Here is a 22172-nt window from a genome sequence, read left to right as displayed (position 1 = left end):
GGGTGTCCAAATCATCGCCAATTGTTAGTTGTTACGCACAGTCCTTTGGGCTGTGCTTTTAAGAAGACTCGAAAGCCAATGCAAGCGGCAAGTTTGGCATCGTACAGTGCACAGACAGCTCAAGCAATCAGGGCATCTACTGACTTGTCTGGTTCATCAGGTCAAAGCGGCAGTCGCACTGGCATGAAGACAAATCGCGCAGGCAGTGGCCACGTTGAGCGACTCTTCGCCACCCGGCTGAGCGATGCGCACATGCATGCTGGCGAGCGACTCAAGCGCTGCACTGACCCCCTGCCCTTCATGCCCCAGCGCCCATGCACAGGGCATAGGCAGCTCTCTTTTTGCAAGTGACTGGTGTAAAAAATCACCCCGGTGCGAGCTGGTGACCAGCAGCGGCACGCCTAAGCGCTGCACGCTCTCCAACTCGGCCGACTCGATCAATTGCAAGCCCCAATGCGCGCCCATGCCAGCGCGAAGCACCTTGGGGCTCCACAGCGCAGCGGTGCCCTTGAGCGCCACAATTTGCTTGAAACCAAATGCCGCGGCGCTGCGCAAAATGGCACCCACATTGCCAGCGTCTTGCAGCCGGTCTAGCACCACGCTGGCCACACCAGCTTGCAGCGCCGGCGGCGCTGCCAAGTCAAACAAAAAACCCATCTTGGCGGGCGACTCCAAGGCACTGATGGCATCAAACAGCGGGTCTGAAATAACTACGTTTTTTGTAGCTATCTGCGCATATTTTACGGGCGCTAGAGGCCAAAAAAACTCTGAAAACACGGCCACTTGTGGCCGCACCCCACGCGCTTTGGCGGCACGCACCAAATGGTCTCCCTCGGCCCACACCTGGTGTTGCTTGCGGTATTCAGTGCTGCCATGTGAGAGCTTGATCAGCGCCTTGAGCCAGGCGTTGTCACGCGAACTGATGAACAAAGGCTCACTCATGCGCGCCCTTGTGCCAACACCTCGGTCACCGGCCGAAAGGTGGTGCGGTGCTCAGGGCACGCGCCCAAGTTTTGCAACGCAGCCAGGTGCACCGCGGTGCCGTAGCCCTTGTGCTGGGCAAAACCGTAGCCAGGGTATTGCGTGTCAACCGTCTCACACCAGCGGTCACGTGTGACTTTGGCCAAAATGGACGCGGCAGAAATGGCTGCCACCAGGGCATCACCTTTGACGATGGCTTGCGCACGCATGGGCAGCACGGGCAAGCGGTTGCCGTCAACCAACACCAGCTTGGGCGGCAAACGCAAACCTTCAACGGCGCGGCGCATGGCCAGTAATGTGGCTTGCAAGATATTCAAGCGGTCAATTTCTTGCACGCTGGCTTGCGCCACGCTGCAACACAAGGCTTTGGCACGAATTTCGTCAAACAATTGTTCGCGTTTGCGCACGGTCAGTTTTTTGGAATCTGCCAAGCCTTCAATCGGGTTCAAGTCATCCAAAATCACCGCGGCGGCCACCACCGGTCCGGCCAACGGCCCGCGACCGGCCTCATCCACGCCGGCAATCAGGCCATTCACCCCCCATTGCAGCGCCAAATGAGCCATGCTGGGCTGGGGCGCAGAGCGGCGTTTGGGCTTGGCAGCCCTGGGTTTGACTTTGGCCGGAGGTGCCACGGGCTTAAGGGTTAACGAGGTGCGCAATGGCATGAGCGGCAAGGGTTGGGGTGTCACGCTGCAACTCTTGGTGCAACGCGGTGAACCTATGTTCTAAAGCTGTTATTTTCTCAGGCTCTGTGCTGGCGGCTTGCAGCCATTGCAAAACTTCTTGCGCAAGGGCTTCAGGTGTGGCTGCGTCTTGCAGCAGTTCTGGCACCACAAAGTCGCGGCACAAAATGTTGGGCAGACCCACCCAGGGCTGTAATTTTTTGCGCTTCATGATGTGCCATGACACAGCGCCCATGCGGTAGGCAATGACCATGGGGCGCTTGAACAAGGCCGCCTCCAGGGTGGCGGTGCCGCTGGCGATCAGGGTCACATCACAAGCGGCTAAGGCCGTGTGCGACTGCCCCTCAATGATCTGCAAATGCTGCTGCATGCCACTGAAATAAGCCGCTTTCTCCACTTCAATTCTTAGAAACGGTACCGCAGGCACAATGAATTTTATAGCTGGTTGCGCTTTATTCATAAGCGCTGCAGCCCTAAAAAAGCATGAAGCCAAGTGACGAATTTCTGAGCTGCGACTGCCCGGCAAAATGGCCACCACCTGATCTGTGGCCGCCAGACCCAGCGCCGCGCGAGCCGCAGACTTGTCGGGCTGCATGGGAATGACCTGCGCCAACGGGTGCCCCACATAGGTGGCGGCAATGCCGCTGCGCGCCAACAATTCAGGCTCAAACGGAAAAATGCACAGCACATGGTCAACGCTGCGTTTGATTTTCTCCACCCGCTCCGGGCGCCACGCCCACACTGAGGGGCAGACAAAATGCACGGTTTTGATGCCGTGCGCCTTCAAGTCGGCTTCCAGGTCAAGGTTAAAGTCAGGCGCATCGACACCAATGAACACATCCGGCGGCTGTTGCAACAAACGCTGTTTCAGCTGACGGCGAATGCCCACGATTTCGCGGTAACGGATCAACAGCTCCCAGCCAAAGCCGTGCACCGAGAGCTTCTCGTGTGGCCACCAGGCATCAAACCCCCGGCGTGCCATGTGCGGGCCACCGATGCCAGCAGTGTGCAACACGGGCCACTGACGATTGAGCCCATCAAGCAACAAGCCAGCCAGCAAGTCACCTGAAGCTTCTCCCGCAACCAGTGCAGCAAAGGTCATAAAGCCATCGGTTTGGCTACCGAACAATGCCGCGCTGGGGCGATGTTTGATCTAGAAAAGAGAGCATCAGCTGCACATCTGGCGTGCTCTCTGGACTATTTTCATCAAGTTCTGCAATGCGCGCACGGGCACTTTGCAGGGTCAAATCGTCACGGTATAAGGCTTTGTGCATGCCTTTGATGGCTCTGATGCGCTCGGGGGAAAAACCCCGGCGACGCAGCCCTTCAAAATTCATCGAGCGGGCAGCAGCAGGCTGGCCTTGGCACATGACAAACGGGGGCAAATCGGCAAACAACAAGGTACACATGGCCGTCATGCTGTGGGCACCAATCTTGACAAACTGGTGCACCACGGTAAACCCACCCAAAATGGCCCAGTCACCCACATGCACATGACCGGCCAATTGAGAATTGTTGGCAAAAATGGTTTGGTTGCCCACTTGGCAATCATGCGCCAGGTGCACATAGGCCATCAGCCAGTTGTCATCACCCACACGGGTCACGCCCACGTCGCCCGGCGAGCCGATGTTGAAGGTGCAAAACTCGCGAATCGTGTTGCGGTTGCCAATGACCAGCTCGCACGGCTCACCTGCGTATTTTTTATCCTGCGGAATGGCGCCCAACGATGAGAACTGAAAAATCCGGTTGTCGCAGCCAATGGTGGTGTGGCCTTCAATCACCACATGCGGCGCAATCGTGGTGCCTGCACCCACTTTGACGTGTGGTCCGATGATGCTGTAAGCCCCTACGGTGACCGAGCTGTCAAGCTCTGCCGTGGGCGCCACCAGAGCCGTGGGATGAATGGCGGTCAAGGGCGCGTCCTCAAGCTATTTTGCGAATGGCGCAGGTCAGCTCGGCTTCCACAGCCACTTCATCCGCCACCAGGGCACGCGCCTGAAACTTGAAAATGCCCGCTTTCATGCGCAACAAGGCCACTTCCAAGATCAATTGGTCACCCGGCTCCACGGGGCGCTTGAAACGCACCCCTTCCATACCCGCAAAGTAGTACACCGTGTCGTCAGTCGCGGCCGAGTCCATGGCATCAAAAGCCAGCAAAGCGGCCGCTTGCGCCAAGGCTTCAAGCATCAACACCCCTGGCATGACGGGACGGTAAGGAAAGTGACCTTGGAAAAAAGGCTCGTTGATAGTGACGTTTTTCAGCGCCTTGATGGTCTTGCCTTTGTCAATCTCCAACACCCGGTCAACCAGCAAAAATGGATAACGATGCGGCAGTTTGGTGAGAATTTTGTAGATGTCCATGGATTTTTTTCCTTTGTTATGAGTGCGTGTCTGACACGGCGGCTGGGTTGAGCAAAGCCACCTGGTGTTCCAACGCCCTAATGCGGTCGCGCAAACTGGCCAATTGCTTGACCGAAGCTGCATTTTTTTCCCAAGATGCGTTGTCATCAATTGGGAACATCCCGGTGTAATGACCAGGCTTGTGAATGGAGCGGGTGGCCACCGAGGCGGCAGAAATGTGCACCCCCTCGGCCAGGGTCAAATGCCCCAACACCACCGCGCCACCGCCCACCGTGCAGTGCGCGCCAATGTGAGCGCTGCCAGCCACCCCGGCGCAACCCGCCATGGCGGTGTGTGCGCCCACGTGCACGTTGTGACCAATTTGCACCAGGTTATCGAGCTTGACGCCATCTTCAATCACGGTGTCTTGCAAGGCGCCCCGATCCACACAGGTGTTGGCACCCAATTCAACGTCGTTGCCGATGCGCACGGCACCCAACTGCTCAATTTTTTCCCAACGACCGGCAGCGGGTGCAAAACCAAAACCATCCGCACCAATGACCACACCCGAATGCAACACACAGCGTTCACCCACCACACAGTGTTCCGAGACCGTGACGCGCGATTTCAGCACGGTATGGGCACCAATGACCGCACCTGCTTCAACCACGCAGAGCGCACCAATGCGTGCGCTGGGGTGCACGCTGGCCGTGGGGTCAATCACGGCACTGGGATGACAGTTGGGCTGATCAGCCGTAGGCAAGTGCTTTTTCCAGAGTTGTGTGACACGGGCAAAGTAAAGGTAGGGCTCATCGGTCACGATGCACGCGCCGCGCGCCATGGCTTGCGCTGCCATGGCCGTGTGAACAATCACGCACGCGGCCTGGCTGGAAGCCAGTTGCTGTTGGTATTTGGGGTGACTTAAAAAACTCAATTGCCTTGAAGTAGCCACCTCTAGCGGCGCCAAGCCTTCTATGCAGAGGTTTGCGTCCCCATGCAACTGTCCGCCCAGGGCAGCCACAATGTCAGACAAACGCATGACCGCTGCTGTACCTCTGCAGCGCTGCACTTACTTGGCAACGGAATTGAGGGTTTTGATCACTTTGTCAGTGATGTCGTGCTTGGGATTGACATACACCGCGTCTTGAAAAATAAAGTCATATTTTTCAGCCACTGCAATTTCTTTGATGGCTTTGTTGGCGCGTTGAATGACCAGTTGCAATTCTTCGTTTTTGCGTGAATTCAAGTCTTCTTGAAATTCACGGCGTTTGCGTTGAAAGTCACGGTCTTGCTCAAGCAACAGCTTTTGCTTGGCTTGGCGTTGTGTCTCAGGCAAGGTGGGCGCTTCACGCTCAAACTTGTCGGCCATGCTTTTGATGCTGGCGCCTTGATCTACCAAGTCTTTTTCACGCTTGGAAAACTCCTGCTCCAACTTGGTTTGCGCCGCCTTGGCTGTGCTGGCTTCTTTGAGCACCCGGTCGGTACTGACAAAGCCCAAACGAACTTCTTGTGCCTGTGCTGCAGTCAGACAAAAGCCAACAGTGGCAGCGGTGCACAAACGACGTAATAAATGATTCATCAGAAACTGGTCCCAATTTGAAATTGCATGCTTTGAATTCTATCGCCGTCTAACTTGCGCAACGGCTTGGCAAACGCCAAGCGCAGAGGTCCCACCGGAGAAATCCAGCTGATCCCTACGCCCATGGATGACCTGAGGTTGTTGGCGTTGGCATTGATGGCCAAGCCACCATCTGGGCCGCCCACCATACCGACGTCAAAGAAGCCATACATGCGCAGTGTTCGGTCGTTCCCTGCGCCAGGGAACGGCGTCAAAACTTCCATATTGACATTCAACTTGCGTGAGCCACCAATGACCGTGCCACTGGTATCTTTGGGCCCCAAGCTGCCTTGTTCAAAACCACGAACGGAGCCCAGCCCACCGCCATAAAAGCTCTTGAATACGGGAAATGACCGTCCACCCGCTGCTGCGCCCATGCCCACTTCAGCATTGAGCGCCGCCGTGTATTGTTTGCTCAAAGGCACATATTGTTGAAATTGGTAAGTGGTGCGCAGGTATTTGGCATCGCCTGCGAAAGACCACTCGGCGTTAACGCGTTGGTACCTGCCTTGGGTGGGTGCCAGTGAGCTGTCGCGGCTGTCACGTGCCCAGCCCGCTGTGACCGGGATGGATGAGCTGGTGTAACCGTATTCGTTGGCATAGGTTTGGTACGAGGTGGGCAGCAAGGTGCCTGGCACGATGGTGGTGCGCTCTACCCCTGCACCAAAGTAAACCGTGTCAATTTCAGTGAAGGGCACACCAAAACGCACCCCTGCGCCCGAGGTCACCAACTGGTAGTAGTTTTGGTCTTGGTAGGGGCTGCTGGTCTTGTGATAGAGGTCATAGGTGCGAGACACACCATCTTCTGTGAAATAAGGGTCGGTGGTGTTGAACACAATCACCCGGTTGACTTTGCTGGTATTGACCTGCACGCCCAGTGAATTGCCTGAACCAAAAGCGTTATCTTGCTTCAAGCCAAACGACAAACCCAAACCGTCACCGCTTGAAAAACCTGCCCCCAAGCTCAAACTGCCGGTGGGTTTTTCTGTGACGTTGATGGTCAGGTCAACCAGGTCGGGCGAGCCTGCCACTTCTTGGGTTTCAATGGCGACATCGCCAAAGTAACCCAAGCGATCGACCCGGTCGCGCGACAAACGGATTTTTTCGGCGTCGTACCAAGCCGCTTCAAGTTGGCGGAATTCACGCCGCACGACCACATCACGTGTTCGGGTGTTGCCAGCCACATTGATGTTGCGCACGTAGGCGCGTCTTGACGGGTTGGCTTGAAGCACCAAGGCGACGCGGTTGTTGACGCGATCAATCTCGGGTTTGGACTCCACCCGGGCAAAGGCGTAACCAAAATTGCCAAAGTAGTCGGTGAATGCCTTGGTGGTTTTGGCAACTTGATCCGCGTTGTAGGCTTCGCCTGGTCGAATCGCCACCAAGGATTTGAATTCGTCGTCTTTGCCCAAATAATTACCTTCCAGTTTGACGCCAGAGACCACAAATTTCTGACCTTCAGAAATGTTGATGGTGATGCCAATGTCGGTTTTGTTGGGCAAGATGCTGACCTGTGTGGAGTCCACCTTGAACTCAAGGTAGCCACGTGTCAGGTAGTAAGAGCGCAGGGTTTCAATGTCAGCATTGAGTTTGGCACGCGAATACCGGTTGGATTTTGTGTACCAACTCATCCAGCCGCCAGTATCAAGGTCAAACAGCTTGCGCAGGGTGGATTCGTCAAACACCTGGTTGCCCACAATGCGAATTTCGCTGATTTTGGCCGGGTCGCCCTCGGTCACGGTAAAGGTCAAGTTCACCCGGTTGCGCTCAATGGGGGTCACCGTGGTCACCACTTCAGCCGCGTACAGGCTGCGGTTGATGTATTGGCGTTTGAGCTCTTGCTCGGCGCGATCGAGTTGCGCCTTGTCAAAGGGGCGGCCATCGGCCAGTCCCACGTCACGCAACGACTTGGTCAACACGTCTTTGTCAAACTCTTTGGTTCCGACAAATTCAACATTCGCCACCGTGGGGCGCTCTTGCACCACAACCACCAACACATCGCCATTGACTTCAATGCGCACGTCTTTGAACAAGCCCAAGGAAAACAAAGAGCGAATGGCCGCTGAGCCTTTGTCGTCGTTATAGGTGTCACCCACCCGCACGGGCATGGAGACAAACACGGTGCCAGGCTCTACACGTTGCAAGCCTTCAATGCGAATGTCCCGAACCGTGAATGGGTCAACCGCCCAGGCTGATTGAGCCACCAAAGTGAACGCGACCAACCTGGAGAGTGTCTTGAAATGAAATCGATCAAATTGCATGTTTTAAAACCATTAAAAGAGCCAGCACAACCCAAGGCCGAACTCAAGAAGCAAATAAACGGGAAATATCGTTGAACATGGCAATGGACATCATGATCATCAACACAGCAATGCCAAACTGCTGCAAACGCATCATCCAGGCCTCAGACACCGGCTTGCTGGTGACTCCCTCCCAAAGATAATACATCAGGTGTCCACCATCCAAAACCGGCAAAGGCAGCAGGTTCAGCACCCCTAAACTGACGCTGATCAAAGCCAAAAAAATCAGGTATTGGGTGAGCCCCAGGCTGGCTGATTTGCCCGCGTAATCGGCAATGGTCAAGGGGCCACTGATGTTTTTCACCGAGGCTTGCCCGGTCAGCATCTTGCCCATCATTTTGAGCGTCAACACTGAAACATCCCAAGTTTTAACCACCGCTTGGCTCACGCCATCCCACAACCCATAACTGACCATGACCATCTCAGGGTTAGCACCCACATAGGCACTGATTCGGCCAATGGACACACCCGCCTCTTGCACCAGAGCAGGTTGTACCTGCAAACTGATCTGCTGGCCTTGGCGCAGAACTTGCCAGGTTTGCGGGGCATTGGTACCTTGTGTTCCTGACTGACGAATCCATTGACGCAGTTGCTGACCATCCACCACGGCTTGCGCATTGACCGAGAGCACTTCGTCGCCCTCTTGCAAACCAGCGCGCTCTGCGGCACCGTCAGCCATGATTTTTCCGATCAAAGGTCGGCTAAAAGGCCCCACAATACCAATGTGCGCGAACATGGCAAGGTCAAGCTCGGGCTGTGCCAACCCTGAGAGAGGCAGCGTCACCTCACGCTCTATTGAAGAGCCAGCGCGTTGCACGACCAACTGAAGGTCTTGCGCTTGCAAACTAGCGCGCGTCAGTTGCCAGCGCAGCGCTTCAAAAGATGCCACATCCTGAGCTTCTTGCCCCGCCATACCGGCTCTTAACACGCGCTCGCCGCCCACAATACCGGCCTGACTGGCCAAGGTTTGTGCCGCTGGGTGGCTCAACACGGGCGCTGCAGACTCCACCCCCAACCAATTCACACAAGCATAAAGAACGACAGCCAAACCCAGGTTGGCCAAAGGCCCGGCCGCCACAATGGCTGCGCGACGACCAAGTGACTGGGTGTTAAATGCCAAGTGCCGCAACTCGGGTGCAACGGGCGCTTCACGCTCGTCGAGCATCTTGACATAGCCCCCAATCGGAAAAAGAGACAAGACAAACTCAGTGTCTGAGTTTTTGATTTTCCATTGGTAGATGGGCTTGCCAAAGCCCAAAGAAAACCGCAACACCCGCACGCCACAGGCCAACGCCATGCGGTAGTGGCCATATTCATGAATGGCAATCAGCAACGCAATGGCCACAATGAAAGCAGGCAAGGTCAGCATGTTGAGCCCTGTGCTTTGGTTAGTGGCTCAAGCCCATTACCACGGCGCTGGCAACGCTACGAGACTGCTGATCCAGAGCCAGCAAATCTTCCAAAGACTGTGGTGGACTCGGAATCAATGAAGCCAGCGTTTGAAGATTCACCGCATGGATTTGATCAAATCGAATGCGTTTAGACAAAAAAGCCTCGACTGCAATCTCATTGGCGGCATTCAAGACTGCGGTACTCCCAGGCACAGCATCTAACACCGCCCAGGCCAATGCCAATCCTGGAAACCGCTCAGGGTGACCATGGTCTTGCACCGACTCAAAAGACAAATCCGCCATGGTTTTAAAGTCCAACGCGTTAGCACCCGAGTTCATGCGTTGAGGCCACGACAAACCGTATGCAATAGGCACTTTCATGTCAGGCGTGCCCAGTTGTGCCAACACAGAATGGTCTTGGTATTGCACCATGGAGTGAATCACACTTTGCGGATGAATCACCACGTCAATTTGGCTGGGTTTGACACCAAAAAGGTAGCGCGCCTCAATCACTTCAAGCGCCTTGTTCATCATGGTGGCTGAATCCACCGAGATTTTCCTGCCCATCACCCAATTGGGATGCGCGCAAGCTTGTTCGGGCGTGATGCTGTGAAAGGTGGCGGGGTCTCGGCGGCGAAAAGGACCACCCGAGGCCGTCAAGATGATTTTGTCAATTTGCGCTGGCCAAGTGGTGGCATCGTCTGGCAGAGATTGAAAAACAGCAGAGTGTTCACTGTCAATGGGCAGCAATTTGGCACCACCCAAGGCCACAGCTTGCAGAAAATAATCACCACCCACCACCAATGCTTCTTTATTGGCAAGCAACAAACGTTTGCCAGCGCGCGCTGCTGCCAAACACGAAGCCAGACCCGCAGCACCCACAATGGCTGCCATGACCATATCGACCTCAGGATGCTGTGCCATCTCTGTCAAAGATTCAGCACCCGCAAGGACTTGAGTCGTGAGACCCAACGCTTTGCATTTTTCCGCCAAAACTTTGCTGTGTGCAGCGCTGGCCATGACGGCATAGCGAGGCTTGAAGTGAACACATTGCGCCAACAATTTGTCAACTTGAGTCGAAGCACTTAAAGCAAAAACTTCAAATTGATGGGGATGAAGTGCCAACACCTCCAGGGTGCTGACCCCGATGGATCCGGTCGAACCCAAAATCGCAACGCGTGATCGGCGCAAACTGTTTTTATCAGGCATAACAACCTTAAAGGGAATACAACATCATGGCGAGAGGCAGCGTGGGCAGCAACGCATCCACCCGGTCAAGCACGCCGCCGTGGCCTGGTAGCAAACCGCTGCTGTCCTTGATGCCTGCACTGCGCTTGACCAAAGACTCAATCAAATCGCCGACCACGCTCATGGCCGCCATAAAAACCACTGACAGCCACAAAAGCATGCCGCCTTTTTGAAACATATGGGTATAAAAACCAAGCACCTGTGCATGTGACCTTGCGTCATAGACCACCCATAACCATGCCATCAGCGCCACCCCCAGCATGCCGCCCCAAACGCCTTCCCAGCTTTTACCGGGGCTGATACTGGCAGCCAACTTGCTGCGCGTGAAGCGCCCGCCTAGGGCACGACCTGCAAAATAAGCACCAATATCGGCCATCCAGACCAAAGCCAAAATCGACAACAAAAAGTTGACGCCAATCACTTTGGCTTGACCAATGGCCAACCAAGTCAAAGACAAAGCCAACACACCACCCATCCAACGCAAAGGTTTGGCGTGTTGCTTCCAGGCATTAACACCAGAGCGCAAAATCCAGGCACCGCCCAGCACCCAAGCCATCCCCACCCACAACCAGAGTTGTGGCATGTGTTCAGTCAACCAACCCTGCTGCCACATCAAACCACACAACCCACAACACACCACCCCCGCCAACCATGACATGCCTTGCCCGTAGCCATTGGCTCTGCCCCACTCCCACGCTGCGGCCGCGATAAACACCAACGCCAGCAAACAAAACGGCCAGGGTTCACTGTAAAAGAGCGTCGGCAAAAGAATAGCCAGTAAAACCAAGGCGGTGATGATGCGTTGCTTGAGCATGGCCGCTTCAGTGATCAGACGCGAGCAACACGTCCGGCTTGACTTGATCAGAGGTTTTGCCAAAGCGGCGCTCACGTGCGGCGAAAGCGCTGATGGCAGCCTCCAGTGCCACTTCATCAAAATCTGGCCACAAGGTGTCGGTAAAGACAAACTCTGAATAAGCCGATTGCCAAAGCAAAAAATTACTGATGCGCAGTTCGCCGCCAGTGCGAATCACCAAATCGGGATCAGGTACATGCGCCAACGCCATGGCCTGATTCAAACTGGCTTCGGTAACAGGCACACCTTGTGCGCCGAGCTTGGCTGCCGCCTGCACAATGTCCCAACGCCCGCCGTAGTTGAAACACACGTTCAACACCAATCGTTGGTTGGATGCAGTGGCGACTTCAGACTGCTCAATGCCACGCAGCACTTTGTCAGACAGGCCTTGGCGTTCACCAATGAAGCGCAGTTGCACACCGTCTGCCTTGAGTTGCGGCACCTCGCGCGCCAGGGCAAAGGCAAACAAATCCATGATGCCAGAGACTTCATCGGTGGGGCGCTGCCAGTTCTCTGACGAGAAAGCAAACACGGTCAGCACCCGCACCCCGCGCGCATCACAGGCCTTGGCACAGCGCTTGAGCGAATTCACACCCTGTTTATGGCCAGCGATTCTTGGCAAGAAACGCTTGTTGGCCCAACGGCCATTGCCATCCATCACGATGGCAATGTGATGCGGCACAGTTTGTGCAGTCATGACCGCTTAAACCGCCATGATGTCTTGCTCTTTGCCGGCCACCAGTTGATCGATGGCCGCAATGTGCTTGTCGGTGACCTTTTGAATGTCGGTTTCGCAGCGTTTTTGCTCGTCTTCTGAAGCCAATTTGTCTTTGACCAATTTCTTCACAGACTCGTTGGCATCACGGCGCAAATTGCGCACAGCCACCTTGGCAGCTTCACCCTCGTTGCGAACCAATTTGGTCAACTCTTTGCGCCGCTCCTCAGACATCAGCGGCATGGGCACACGAATCAAATCGCCCATGGACGAGGGGTTGACACCCAGATCGCTGTCGCGAATCGCTTTTTCAATTTTGGCGCCCATGCCTTTTTCCCAAGGCTGCACGCTGATGGTGCGAGAGTCCAAGAGTGACACATTGGCCACCTGGCTGATGGGAACCATGGAGCCGTAATAGTCCACGTGCACCGTGTCAAGAATGCCAGGGTTGGCACGCCCAGTGCGGATTTTGGTCAGGTTGTGCTTGAAAGACTCAATGGACAAATCCATTTTGGCTTCGGCATTTTTTCTAATGTCAGTGATTGGCATACATTCCCTTTACACAAATATCAAATCATTTTGACAAGCTCAAGCGTAAACCAAAGTACCTTCGTCCTCGCCCATGACCACACGCTTGAGCGCGCCATGTTTGAAAATTGAAAACACCTTGACCGGGAGCTTTTGGTCGCGGCATAACGCAAACGCAGTGGCATCCATGATGCCCAGGTTTTGCGAGATCGCATCATCAAATGAAATCTTGCTGTAACGCGTTGCGTGTACGTCTTTTTTAGGATCTGCCGTGTAGACGCCATCCACCTTGGTGGCTTTCAACACAATTTCTGCACCAATTTCAGCACCACGCAGAGCGGCCGCTGTGTCGGTTGTAAAAAATGGGTTGCCAGTGCCCGCTGCAAAGATCACGACCTTGCCTTCTTCGAGGTACTGCAAAGCTTTGGGACGCACATAGGGTTCTACCACTTGCTCGATGGCAATGGCAGACATCACCCGCGCGGTCAAACCCGCTTTGTTCATGGTGTCACCCAAGGCCAAAGAGTTCATCACCGTGGCCAACATGCCCATGTAATCTGCCGTGGCGCGATCCATGCCAACCGATCCACCAGCTACGCCGCGGAAAATGTTGCCGCCGCCAATCACCACAGCCACCTCAACACCCAATTTGGTCACCGCAACCACCTCGTCCACCATGCGAACAATGGTGTCACGATTGATACCAAATTGGTCATCCCCCATCAAAGCCTCACCCGACAACTTCAACAAAATACGCTTGTAAGCGGGCTGAGAAGAGGACATGGAATGCTCCTAAAGATGAGAATGAAGGGGGTGTTGAAAGGCGTTGAACTGAACTCAGGCAGCTTGTTGCGCTGCTGCCACCTGGGCTGCAACTTCTGCAGCAAAGTCATCGACTTTTTTCTCAATGCCTTCACCCACCACATAGAGCGTGAACGACTTGACGGTGGTGGCTGCAGCCTTGAGCATTTGCTCAACCGTTTGCTTGTCATTTTTGACAAACGATTGGTTGAACAGTGACACTTCTTTGAGGAATTTCTGTACCCCGCCATCAATGCGCTTGGCCACAATTTCTGCAGATTGCACTGGCTTGCCCGCAGCAGTTGCCACAGCCGCATCTTCAGCCGCTTTGGCTGCTGCCACCGAGCGCTCGCGCTCAACCAGTTCGGCCGGCACGTCATTGCTGGTCAAAGCCACAGGCTTCATGGCGGCCACATGCATGGCCACGTCTTTGGCGGCAGTGGCATCACCTTCAAACTCAACCACCACACCGATGCGCGTGCCGTGCAGGTAGGAAGCGAGTTTGGCTCCAGAGGCGAAGCGTTTGAAGCGGCGAAAGCTCATGTTCTCACCGATCTTGCCAATCAAGCCTTTGCGCACATCTTCCAGGGTGGGGCCAAAGCCGTCTTGCTCGTAGGCCAAGGCGCCCAATGCAGCCACGTCAGCCGGGTCATTTTTGGCAACCAAGGCCACTGCGGCGTTGGCGAGTGCCAGGAAACTGTCGTTCTTGGTCACAAAGTCAGTTTCGCAATTGACTTCCAACATGGCGCCCACATCACCTTCAATGGCAGCCACCACCACGCCTTCGGCGGTGATACGGCCAGCAGCCTTACCCGCTTTGCTACCCAATTTGACACGCAGCAGCTCTTCGGCTTTGGCCATGTCGCCATCGGCTTCCGTCAGGGCGCGTTTGCATTCCATCATGGGGGCATCGGTTTTGCCACGAAGTTCAGCCACCATGCTTGCGGTAATTGCAGCCATTTTTATTCTCCAGATTCAATCGATTAAGTTAAAAATTTGATTAAAAAAAAGGGGCACACAAGCCCCCTTTTTTCAGGGTGAAAGAACAACTCAGGCAACTGCCTCGTTCACTTCCACAAATTCATCAGTACTCTCAGCTGCCACAGCTTTGACCACATCGTCCATCGCGTTGGCACGGCCTTCGATGATGGCATCTGCAATGCCACGGGCATACAAGGTCACGGCTTTGGATGAATCATCATTGCCAGGAATGACGTAATCAACACCTTCAGGCGAGTGGTTGGTATCGACCACAGCCACCAGCGGAATACCCAGTTTGCGGGCTTCTGCAACAGCAATTTTGTGGTAGCCCACATCGATCATGAAAATGGCATCAGGCAACACGGTCATGTCTTGAATGCCGCCAATGTCTTTTTCAAGCTTTTCCAGCTCACGAGCAAACATCAGCTGCTCTTTCTTGCTCATACTGTCCAAACCAGCTTCTTGCTGGGTTTTCATGTCTTTGAGGCGTTTGATCGAGGTTTTGACCGTTTTGAAATTGGTCAACATGCCACCCAACCAACGTTGATCCACATAGGGAACGCCAGCGCGCTGTGCTTCTTGGGCAATGGTTTCACGGGCTTGGCGCTTGGTGCCAACCATCAACACCGTGCCACGGTTGGCTGAAATTTGCTTCACAAACTTGGCAGCTTCCTGGAACATCGGCAATGATTTTTCCAGGTTGATGATGTGAATTTTGTTGCGATGGCCAAAAATGAAAGGGGCCATCTTGGGATTCCAGAAGCGTGTTTGGTGGCCAAAATGAACACCTGCTTCTAACATTTCGCGCATGGTAATTGCCATGGTTTACTCCAAAGGTTTAGTCTTAAATCCAGTTCGTGATGCGATGTCAAACGCTATATTCAGCGCTGACACCACACACCTTGTTCAAACTGGTTTGCGATTTTTGCCTGAGACCTGTCACCAAGCCTCAAGCCTGTCGAGTATAGCATTCAGGCCAGACCCCACCCATTCAACCCACCCAGCGCCTGGCATTGCGCCACAGCTGCAGCCATGGGCTGTGCGCCGCCACATCTTGGCTCGTCCAGCTCATCTGCACATTGCGGAACACCCGCTCGGGGTGCGGCATCATGGCGGTGAAGCGGCCATCTGGCGTGGTCACTGCGGTCAAACCACCCGGACTGCCATTGGGGTTAAACGGATAAGCCTCGGTGGCTGCGCCATGGTTGTCGGTGTAGCGCAAAGCGGCCATGACACGATCAACATGACCGCGCTGATGGAAATTGGCAAAACCCTCACCATGCGACACCACCACCGGCAGACGCATACCAGCCAGACCCTTGAAAAACAGCGACGGCGAGGCCAGCACTTCCACCATGCTCAGGCGCGCCTCAAACCGCTCACTCTGGTTGGCGGTGAAGCGCGGCCAATCGGCAGCACCGGGAATGATGTCAGCCAGCTCGGCAAACATCTGGCAACCATTGCACACACCCAAGCCAAACGTGTCTGGCCTGGCAAAAAATGCCTTGAACTGCGCTGCCAACGCGGGGTTGAAGGTGATGGAGCGCGCCCAACCGATGCCAGCGCCCAGCGTGTCGCCATAACTGAACCCGCCACAAGCCACCAGGCCTTTGAAATCAGCCAAATCGGCACGACCACTTTGTAGGTCGGTCATGTGCACGTCAAACGCTTCAAAACCAGCCTCGGTGAAGGCGTAGGCCATTTCCACATGGGAATTGACCCCCTGCTCGCGCAGCACTGCCACCTTCGGGCGGGTCAGCAACAAGCCGGGTGCTGATACAGATTCAATAGCTACCTGCGCTTGATTGATAAGCGCTAGAGCCTCATTTGGCATATGAATGTGCAGGCCAGGATCAGTCGATTCGCCAGCGCTGGCGTGTTCGGCATCGGCACAGGCCGGGTTGTCGCGGCGCTGGCAAATCTGCCAGCTCACGCTGTCCCACACCTGATGCAAGTCAGGCAGCTTGGCACTGAAGATGGACTTGGCATCGCGCCACACTTGCACCTCACCCACACCGGCGCTGATGCTTGACGCTGCCGGGCGCGTGGTGCCCACCACATGGCTGTAGGCGCTCAGGCCGTGGGTGCGCAGCACCTGCATCACCGCACTTCGATCCACCGTGCGCACTTGAATCAGAGCTCCCAGTTCTTCAGAGAACAAGGCTTTGAGGGTCAGCTCCTCGCGCCGGCCACTGACTTGACTGGCCCAGTTTTTGGCATCGCCACAATCCATCCGGCTGTCAGAGATGCCGTCACCTTCTAGCACCAGCATGTCCACATTCAGCGCCACACCCACGTGGCCAGCAAACGCCATCTCACACGCAGCAGCAAACAAGCCGCCATCACTGCGGTCGTGGTAGGCCAAGAGCTGGCCGCTGGTACGCAGCAAGTTGATCGCGTTGACCAGGCTCACCAGGTCTTGCGGATGGTCTAAATCAGGCACGGTGTCACCCATTTGGCCGAGCGTTTGCGCCAAGATGCTGCCGCCCATGCGGTTTTGACCCCGACCCAGGTCGATCAAAATCAACGAGGTGTCGTCCGTCGCATTGAGTTGCGGTGTCAAGGTGCCACGCACATCGGCCAAGGTGGCAAAGGCGGTGACGATCAGTGACACTGGTGAAGTGACTTTTTTATCCGCACCCTGCTCGTCTTTCCACTGGGTACGCATGGAGAGCGAATCTTTGCCCACCGGGATGCTGATGCCCAAAGCCGGGCACAGCTCCAGCCCGACAGCTTTCACGGTGTCATACAGCGCAGCATCTTCGCCCAATTCGCCGCAGGCGGCCATCCAGTTGGCAGACAGTTTGACGCGGTCTAGCTCAAACGGCGCAGCCAGCAGGTTGGTGATGCTTTCCGCCACCGCCATGCGGCCACTGGCGGCAGCATTCACTGTGGCCAGCGGTGTGCGCTCGCCAATGGCCATGGCTTCACCGGCAAAACCTTTGAAATCTGCCAGCGTTACAGCGCAGTCGGCCACCGGCACTTGCCAGGGACCCACCATCTGGTCGCGGTGCGTGAGGCCACCCACAGCGCGGTCACCAATGGTGATCAAAAACCGTTTAGAGGCCACCGTGGGGTGCGCCAGCACGTCAATGGCGGCTTGCTGGAGCGCAACGCCGGTCAGGTTGATGGGGGCGAATTCGCGCTTGACGGTGGTCACATCGCGCTGCATTTTGGGTGGTTTACCCAGCAAGACGTTCATCGGCATGTGCACGGGAAGTTCAGCTTCGGGTTGCACGACCAGGCCTTTAGCCAAATCCACATCACCCACCACCAGTTGACGCGCTTCGGTAGCCACGCCCACCACGGCAAACGGGCAGCGCTCGCGTTCGCACAAGGCCTTGAAGCCGTCCAGCGACTGCGGCGCAATCGCCAACACATAGCGCTCCTGACTTTCGTTAGACCAGATTTCTTTGGGCGCCAGGCCGCTTTCTTCCAGCGGCACGCGGCGCAGGTCAAACAGCGCACCACGTTGCGCATCGTTGGTTAGCTCGGGAAAGGCGTTGCTTAAACCACCCGCGCCCACGTCGTGAATCGCCAAGATGGGGTTTTGATTACCCTGCAACCAGCATTGGTTGATGACCTCTTGCGCCCGGCGCTCAATCTCGGGGTTGCCACGCTGCACCGAATCAAAGTCCAGATGCGCAGCATTCGCCCCGGTGGTCATGGAGCTGGCCGCACCGCCACCCATGCCAATGCGCATGCCGGGGCCACCAAGTTGAATCAGCAACGTGCCCGCCGGAAACTGGATTTTGTGCGTCTGCGTGGCATCTATCACGCCCAAGCCACCGGCCAGCATGATGGGCTTGTGGTAGCCGCGCTGCTCGGTTTGCGCCTGCGCCGCGCCGCTGGCATCCTTGACCTGGTAGCTTAAAGATTGCTCGTACTCGCGAAAGTAACCCAGTAAATTAGGCCGACCAAACTCATTGTTGAACGCCGCGCCACCCAACGGGCCTTCCAGCATGATCTGCAACGGGCTGGCAATGTGCCCCGGCTTGCCATAAATGGGGGTCAGAGTCGAATTATTTTCATCTTTTGGTTTTGACAAATGAATTGGAATCTGACCCCAATTAATTTTTGACACACTGAAACCGGTCAGGCCGGCTTTGGGTTTGGAGCCGCGGCCAGTGGCGCCTTCATCACGAATTTCGCCGCCTGCCCCCGTGGCCGCACCTGGGAAAGGCGAGATCGCGGTGGGGTGGTTATGGGTTTCCACCTTCATCAAAATGTGCTGCAAAGCAGATTCTTTTTGATAGCTAGCTATGCTTATTCCATAAGCACTAGAGGCTGATTTGGCACTGAACCTTTCGACCTGTGCACCCGCCATCACCGAGGCGTTGTCAGAGTACGCCACCAGCATGTGCTGCGGATTGGTTTGGTGCGTGTGCCGAATCATGCCAAACAGCGTGTGGGGCTGCGCCACGCCGTCGATGGTGAACTCGGCATTGAAGATTTTGTGGCGGCAGTGCTCGCTGTTGGCCTGGGCGAACATCATCAGCTCCACATCGGTCGGGTTGCGCTGCAGCTGCGTGAAGGCGTTGACCAAATAGTCAATTTCATCGGCCGCCAGTGCCAGGCCAAACTCGGAGTTGGCTGCCAGCAGCGCAGTTTTGCCGCCGCCGAGCACATCCACATGCGCCATGGGGGCGGCGTCCAGATGGGCAAACAGGTGGTGCACCGCCGCGCGGTCAAACAGCGCGCTCTCGGTCATGCGGTCATGCAACAGGTCGGCCACTTGGGACAATTGCTCGGCGCTCAAGCTGGGTTTGCTGAGCAAGCCACTTTTCAGGCTGATGCGGTATTCCACCACCCGCTCCACACGTTGCACCGCCAGGCCACAGTTGTGGGCAATGTCGCTGGCCTTGGACGCCCAAGGCGACACCGTGCCCAAGCGTGGCGATACCACCACCAATGTGCCTTCGTCCGAGCCGGTGTAAGGGTCACCATAGGTCAGCAAGGCCGCCAGTTTGGCTTGCAATTCAGGCGCGGGCGGCGTAGTGCAGGCCACCCAGTGCACGTAGCGGGCGGCGATGCCGTTGATTTTGTCGTGCACCGCTTGCAGCTTGGGCAAAAGTTGTTGAACACGAAAAGCGCTGAGAGCGCTGCCGCCCTCGAAGGTAGAAATGTGCAAGGTCACTTTGGGAGCCTGGTAGGGGGAGAAATGGAGGGGTGGAGTGTCACGCGGAGGGCATCAACAAGGCGGTTGCCACCCATGGCCAAAAATTTTACCAGCCGGTCAGCCGGGTTAAAGTGCCAGCCTTGCCAATCATCCACTGCGTTAACCGCCTTCACACCCCCTGCGCGCCTATGGATTCAAGCCCCATGACTGTTGCCGCCAACCGCCACAAAGCCCTGGTGTTCAGCCAGTTTGTCGACCACCTGGCGCAGATCTGCGCCCACCGCATCGGCCCAACCCGCCCAGTGACGATTTACCGGCTGGAGGTGCAAGACACCATCGAAGAAAAAATTGTTGACATGCACAAAACCAAACGTGCCCTGGGCAACAGCTTGCTCGAAGGCAGCAACCTGGCCGCCAAAATGACCGCAGAAGACATGCTGGCGCTGCTGCAAACCGAGTGGCAAGCCCAAAACACTACTTAATCAATAGCTATTCACGCTTATTTCATAAGCGCTATAGGCCTATTTGTTATATGAATTTGGAGCAACAGAGCTGCTCGGCAGCACCAGTTGCACCCGCAAACCCTGCTGAGGTGACTCTGCCAGTGTGATTTGCCCGTTGTACAGGTGGGTCAGGTCGTCCACAATGGCAAGTCCCAGACCAGAGCCGGGGGTTTGCTGGTCTGCCCGCACGCCTCTTTGCAGCACAGCCAGGCGTTGCGCTGGGGCAATGCCTGGGCCATCATCATCTACCGTGATCGTCAACCCGTCTTCCTGGCTTTGCACGCTGACACGCACAGCAGCCTTGGCCCACTTGCACGCGTTATCGAGCACATTGCCCAGCATTTCTTGCAAATCTTGTGCTTCGCCCCGAAAACTGACATCCGCATCAAAGGGGTCGCATGACAAGGTGAGTTGTCGCTCAGCATGGATGTGGCTCATCACGCGCAGCAATCCGTCCAGCACCGGCTTGAGTGTGGTTTTGACACCTGGCAAACGGCTGCTGGCGGCCGCCTGCGCTCGCGCCAGGTGGTAGCTCACCTGCTGGCGCGCCAGAGCCACCTGTTCATCCACCAACTGCGACAAGGCCGCAGGTTCCAGCCGAGGGTCTTGCGTGGCATTGGCCAACACGCTCAAGGGTGTTTTCAAAGCATGCGCCAGGTTGCCTGCGTGCGTGCGCGCGCGCGCAACCACTTCGGCGTTTTGCGCCAACACCTTGTTGAAGTCGTCAACCAAGGGCATGATTTCATTGGGGAATTGGCCTTTAAGCGTGTGCGACTGGCCACTGCGCACCTGCCCCAGAGCTTGGCGCAAGCTGCGCAAAGGCGTCAAGCCCACCCACACTTGCACCCCTGCTGCCATCACCAACCCCGCCGCCAGCACCCCCAACGCCCACCATAGCGTGCGGCTGAACTGCGCCACGGGCTCCAACATCAAACGCTCGTTGGCCGCAGCCACCAGCCGAAAGGTCACTGGCGCCTGATTGGGCACTTCGTCCAGGCGCACCTGGCGCTGCGCCCAGCCCAGCATTTGGTCTTGTGGACCGGGCACACGGCCATAACCCAGGTTGCCTGCGCTATTGGGCAGGGTTGGCACAGCCAGCACATGATCCCAAAGGGAACGTGAGCGCAGTTGCCCGGCTTGCTCTGATGTGCCTTGAGCGGCATCTGCCAGACGGTCAATTTGCCAGTAATAGCCAGAATAGGGGCGTGTCAGGCGTGCATCGCTCAAGGGCATGGCCAACTGTGGGTGGCCTTGCGCATCCAGCGTGAGCTGGGTGGTGAGTTGATCCAGGTGCACCACCAGTTCGCTCTGAAACTGGTCTGCCACATGTTTTTGAAACAAACTTGCCAAGCCCCAGCCCGCCAGCACAATGGTGGCCGCAATCCAAACCAGCGTGCCAACCAACAACCGGACGCGCAGCGAACTGCGCCAGTGCGCCAGTTTCATGCGGGCGCAGCCAGCCGGTAGCCCAAACCGCGCACGGTCTCAATCATGCCCATGGGAAGTTTTTTGCGCAGTCGAGCCACAAAGACCTCAACGGTGTTGGAGTCGCGGTCAAAGTCCTGGGCGTAAATGTGCTCAATCAAGGCACTGCGCGAGACCACTTTGTCACGGTGGTGCATCAGGTAAGCCAAGACACGGTATTCGTGGCTGGTCAAGGTGAGGGTTTGACCGTCGAGCGTGACCCGGCTCAGGCGCGTGTCGAGTGTGAGGCCTGCACAGGTGAGCTCGGCACTGGCATGGCCACCCGCGCGGCGAATCAGTGCCCGTAGGCGCGCCAGCAGTTCTTCCATGTGAAAGGGTTTGCTCAAGTAATCGTCGGCACCGGCATCGATGCCGGCCACTTTTTCGTGCCATCCGTCGCGGGCGGTCAAAATCAGCACCGGCATCACGCGCGCGCTCAAGCGCCATTGACGCAGCACAGACAGGCCGTCAAGCTGGGGCAGCCCCAAGTCCAAAATCACTGCGTCATACGGCTCGGTGTCGCCCAGATGGAGCGCATCAATGCCGTTGCTGGCCACATCCACCACATAGCCTGCGGCTCTGGCAGCTTGCGCCAACTGGCTTTGCAAGGTGGGTTCATCTTCAACAATCAAGATTCGCATGTCAGT

At 56.2% G+C, this 22172-nt stretch carries 20 protein-coding genes; 1 reads left to right on the top strand and 19 read right to left on the bottom strand.

Annotated features, from left to right (window positions below):
• Positions 1-156: 156 nt before the first annotated feature.
• The 17 genes from PHT20_RS03980 to purL form a co-directional block, all read right to left on the bottom strand.
• Complete coding sequence (locus PHT20_RS03980; protein WP_301019533.1) at positions 157-942, bottom strand: RNA methyltransferase; 786 nt, start codon at positions 940-942, stop codon at positions 157-159.
• The gene (rnhB, locus tag PHT20_RS03975) at positions 939-1544 is read right to left on the bottom strand and encodes a ribonuclease HII (protein WP_300083302.1); all 606 of its coding nucleotides are present in this window, start codon (positions 1542-1544) and stop codon (positions 939-941) included. Before rnhB ends, PHT20_RS03980 begins: the two co-directional genes overlap by 4 nt.
• A 73-nt stretch (positions 1545-1617) precedes the next feature.
• On the bottom strand, positions 1618-2766 hold the full coding sequence (lpxB, locus tag PHT20_RS03970; protein ID WP_300083292.1) for a lipid-A-disaccharide synthase: 1149 nt from the start codon (positions 2764-2766) through the stop codon (positions 1618-1620).
• Positions 2767-2782: 16 nt separating this feature from the next.
• Positions 2783-3577 (bottom strand): acyl-ACP--UDP-N-acetylglucosamine O-acyltransferase, encoded by a 795-nt coding sequence (gene lpxA / locus PHT20_RS03965; protein WP_300083290.1) that lies wholly within the window; start codon positions 3575-3577, stop codon positions 2783-2785.
• Between the two features lie 10 nt (positions 3578-3587).
• On the bottom strand, positions 3588-4025 hold the full coding sequence (gene fabZ, locus PHT20_RS03960) for a 3-hydroxyacyl-ACP dehydratase FabZ (protein ID WP_300083288.1): 438 nt from the start codon (positions 4023-4025) through the stop codon (positions 3588-3590).
• Between the two features lie 16 nt (positions 4026-4041).
• Positions 4042-5043 (bottom strand): UDP-3-O-(3-hydroxymyristoyl)glucosamine N-acyltransferase, encoded by a 1002-nt coding sequence (gene lpxD, locus PHT20_RS03955; protein ID WP_300083286.1) that lies wholly within the window; start codon positions 5041-5043, stop codon positions 4042-4044.
• 30 nt (positions 5044-5073) lie between these two features.
• Positions 5074-5583 carry an OmpH family outer membrane protein gene (locus PHT20_RS03950; RefSeq protein WP_300083284.1) on the bottom strand — a complete coding sequence of 170 codons (510 nt, stop codon included), beginning with the start codon at positions 5581-5583 and terminating at the stop codon, positions 5074-5076.
• The gene (bamA, locus tag PHT20_RS03945; protein WP_301019532.1) at positions 5583-7883 is read right to left on the bottom strand and encodes an outer membrane protein assembly factor BamA; all 2301 of its coding nucleotides are present in this window, start codon (positions 7881-7883) and stop codon (positions 5583-5585) included. Before bamA ends, PHT20_RS03950 begins: the two co-directional genes overlap by 1 nt.
• A gap of 43 nt (positions 7884-7926) precedes the next feature.
• Positions 7927-9291, bottom strand: coding sequence for an RIP metalloprotease RseP (gene rseP / locus PHT20_RS03940; RefSeq protein ID WP_301019531.1), 1365 nt, complete (start codon positions 9289-9291; stop codon positions 7927-7929).
• A 19-nt stretch (positions 9292-9310) separates the two neighbouring features.
• On the bottom strand, positions 9311-10522 hold the full coding sequence (gene dxr / locus PHT20_RS03935; protein ID WP_301019530.1) for a 1-deoxy-D-xylulose-5-phosphate reductoisomerase: 1212 nt from the start codon (positions 10520-10522) through the stop codon (positions 9311-9313).
• 7 nt (positions 10523-10529) lie between these two features.
• Positions 10530-11375, bottom strand: coding sequence for a phosphatidate cytidylyltransferase (locus tag PHT20_RS03930; protein WP_301019529.1), 846 nt, complete (start codon positions 11373-11375; stop codon positions 10530-10532).
• A gap of 7 nt (positions 11376-11382) precedes the next feature.
• The gene (uppS, locus tag PHT20_RS03925; RefSeq protein ID WP_301019528.1) at positions 11383-12111 is read right to left on the bottom strand and encodes a polyprenyl diphosphate synthase; all 729 of its coding nucleotides are present in this window, start codon (positions 12109-12111) and stop codon (positions 11383-11385) included.
• A gap of 6 nt (positions 12112-12117) precedes the next feature.
• Positions 12118-12678 carry a ribosome recycling factor gene (gene frr / locus PHT20_RS03920; protein WP_301019527.1) on the bottom strand — a complete coding sequence of 187 codons (561 nt, stop codon included), beginning with the start codon at positions 12676-12678 and terminating at the stop codon, positions 12118-12120.
• A gap of 39 nt (positions 12679-12717) precedes the next feature.
• On the bottom strand, positions 12718-13440 hold the full coding sequence (pyrH, locus tag PHT20_RS03915; RefSeq protein ID WP_301019526.1) for a UMP kinase: 723 nt from the start codon (positions 13438-13440) through the stop codon (positions 12718-12720).
• 54 nt (positions 13441-13494) lie between these two features.
• Positions 13495-14418: a translation elongation factor Ts gene (gene tsf / locus PHT20_RS03910; protein WP_301019525.1), complete on the bottom strand. Its 924-nt coding sequence runs from the start codon at positions 14416-14418 to the stop codon at positions 13495-13497.
• Between the two features lie 90 nt (positions 14419-14508).
• Positions 14509-15261, bottom strand: coding sequence for a 30S ribosomal protein S2 (rpsB, locus tag PHT20_RS03905; protein WP_301019524.1), 753 nt, complete (start codon positions 15259-15261; stop codon positions 14509-14511).
• Between the two features lie 169 nt (positions 15262-15430).
• The gene (gene purL / locus PHT20_RS03900; protein WP_301019523.1) at positions 15431-19576 is read right to left on the bottom strand and encodes a phosphoribosylformylglycinamidine synthase; all 4146 of its coding nucleotides are present in this window, start codon (positions 19574-19576) and stop codon (positions 15431-15433) included.
• 185 nt (positions 19577-19761) lie between these two features.
• Between purL and PHT20_RS03895 the strand changes: the two genes are divergently transcribed.
• Positions 19762-20040 carry a hypothetical protein gene (locus tag PHT20_RS03895; RefSeq protein WP_301019522.1) on the top strand — a complete coding sequence of 93 codons (279 nt, stop codon included), beginning with the start codon at positions 19762-19764 and terminating at the stop codon, positions 20038-20040.
• Between the two features lie 39 nt (positions 20041-20079).
• Here PHT20_RS03895 and PHT20_RS03890 read toward each other — a convergent pair whose 3' ends face one another.
• Positions 20080-21507, bottom strand: coding sequence for an ATP-binding protein (locus PHT20_RS03890; protein WP_301019521.1), 1428 nt, complete (start codon positions 21505-21507; stop codon positions 20080-20082).
• Entirely contained in the window at positions 21504-22166 is a 663-nt protein-coding gene (locus tag PHT20_RS03885; RefSeq protein ID WP_301019520.1) for a response regulator transcription factor, read from the bottom strand. Before PHT20_RS03885 ends, PHT20_RS03890 begins: the two co-directional genes overlap by 4 nt.
• Positions 22167-22172: the final 6 nt, after the last annotated feature.

It is taken from the genome of Rhodoferax sp. (assembly GCF_028715765.1).
Lineage (GTDB): Bacteria > Pseudomonadota > Gammaproteobacteria > Burkholderiales > Burkholderiaceae_C > Rhodoferax.
Note: the sequence above shows the minus strand (reverse complement) of the source record. Positions and strands in the feature narration are given on the sequence as shown.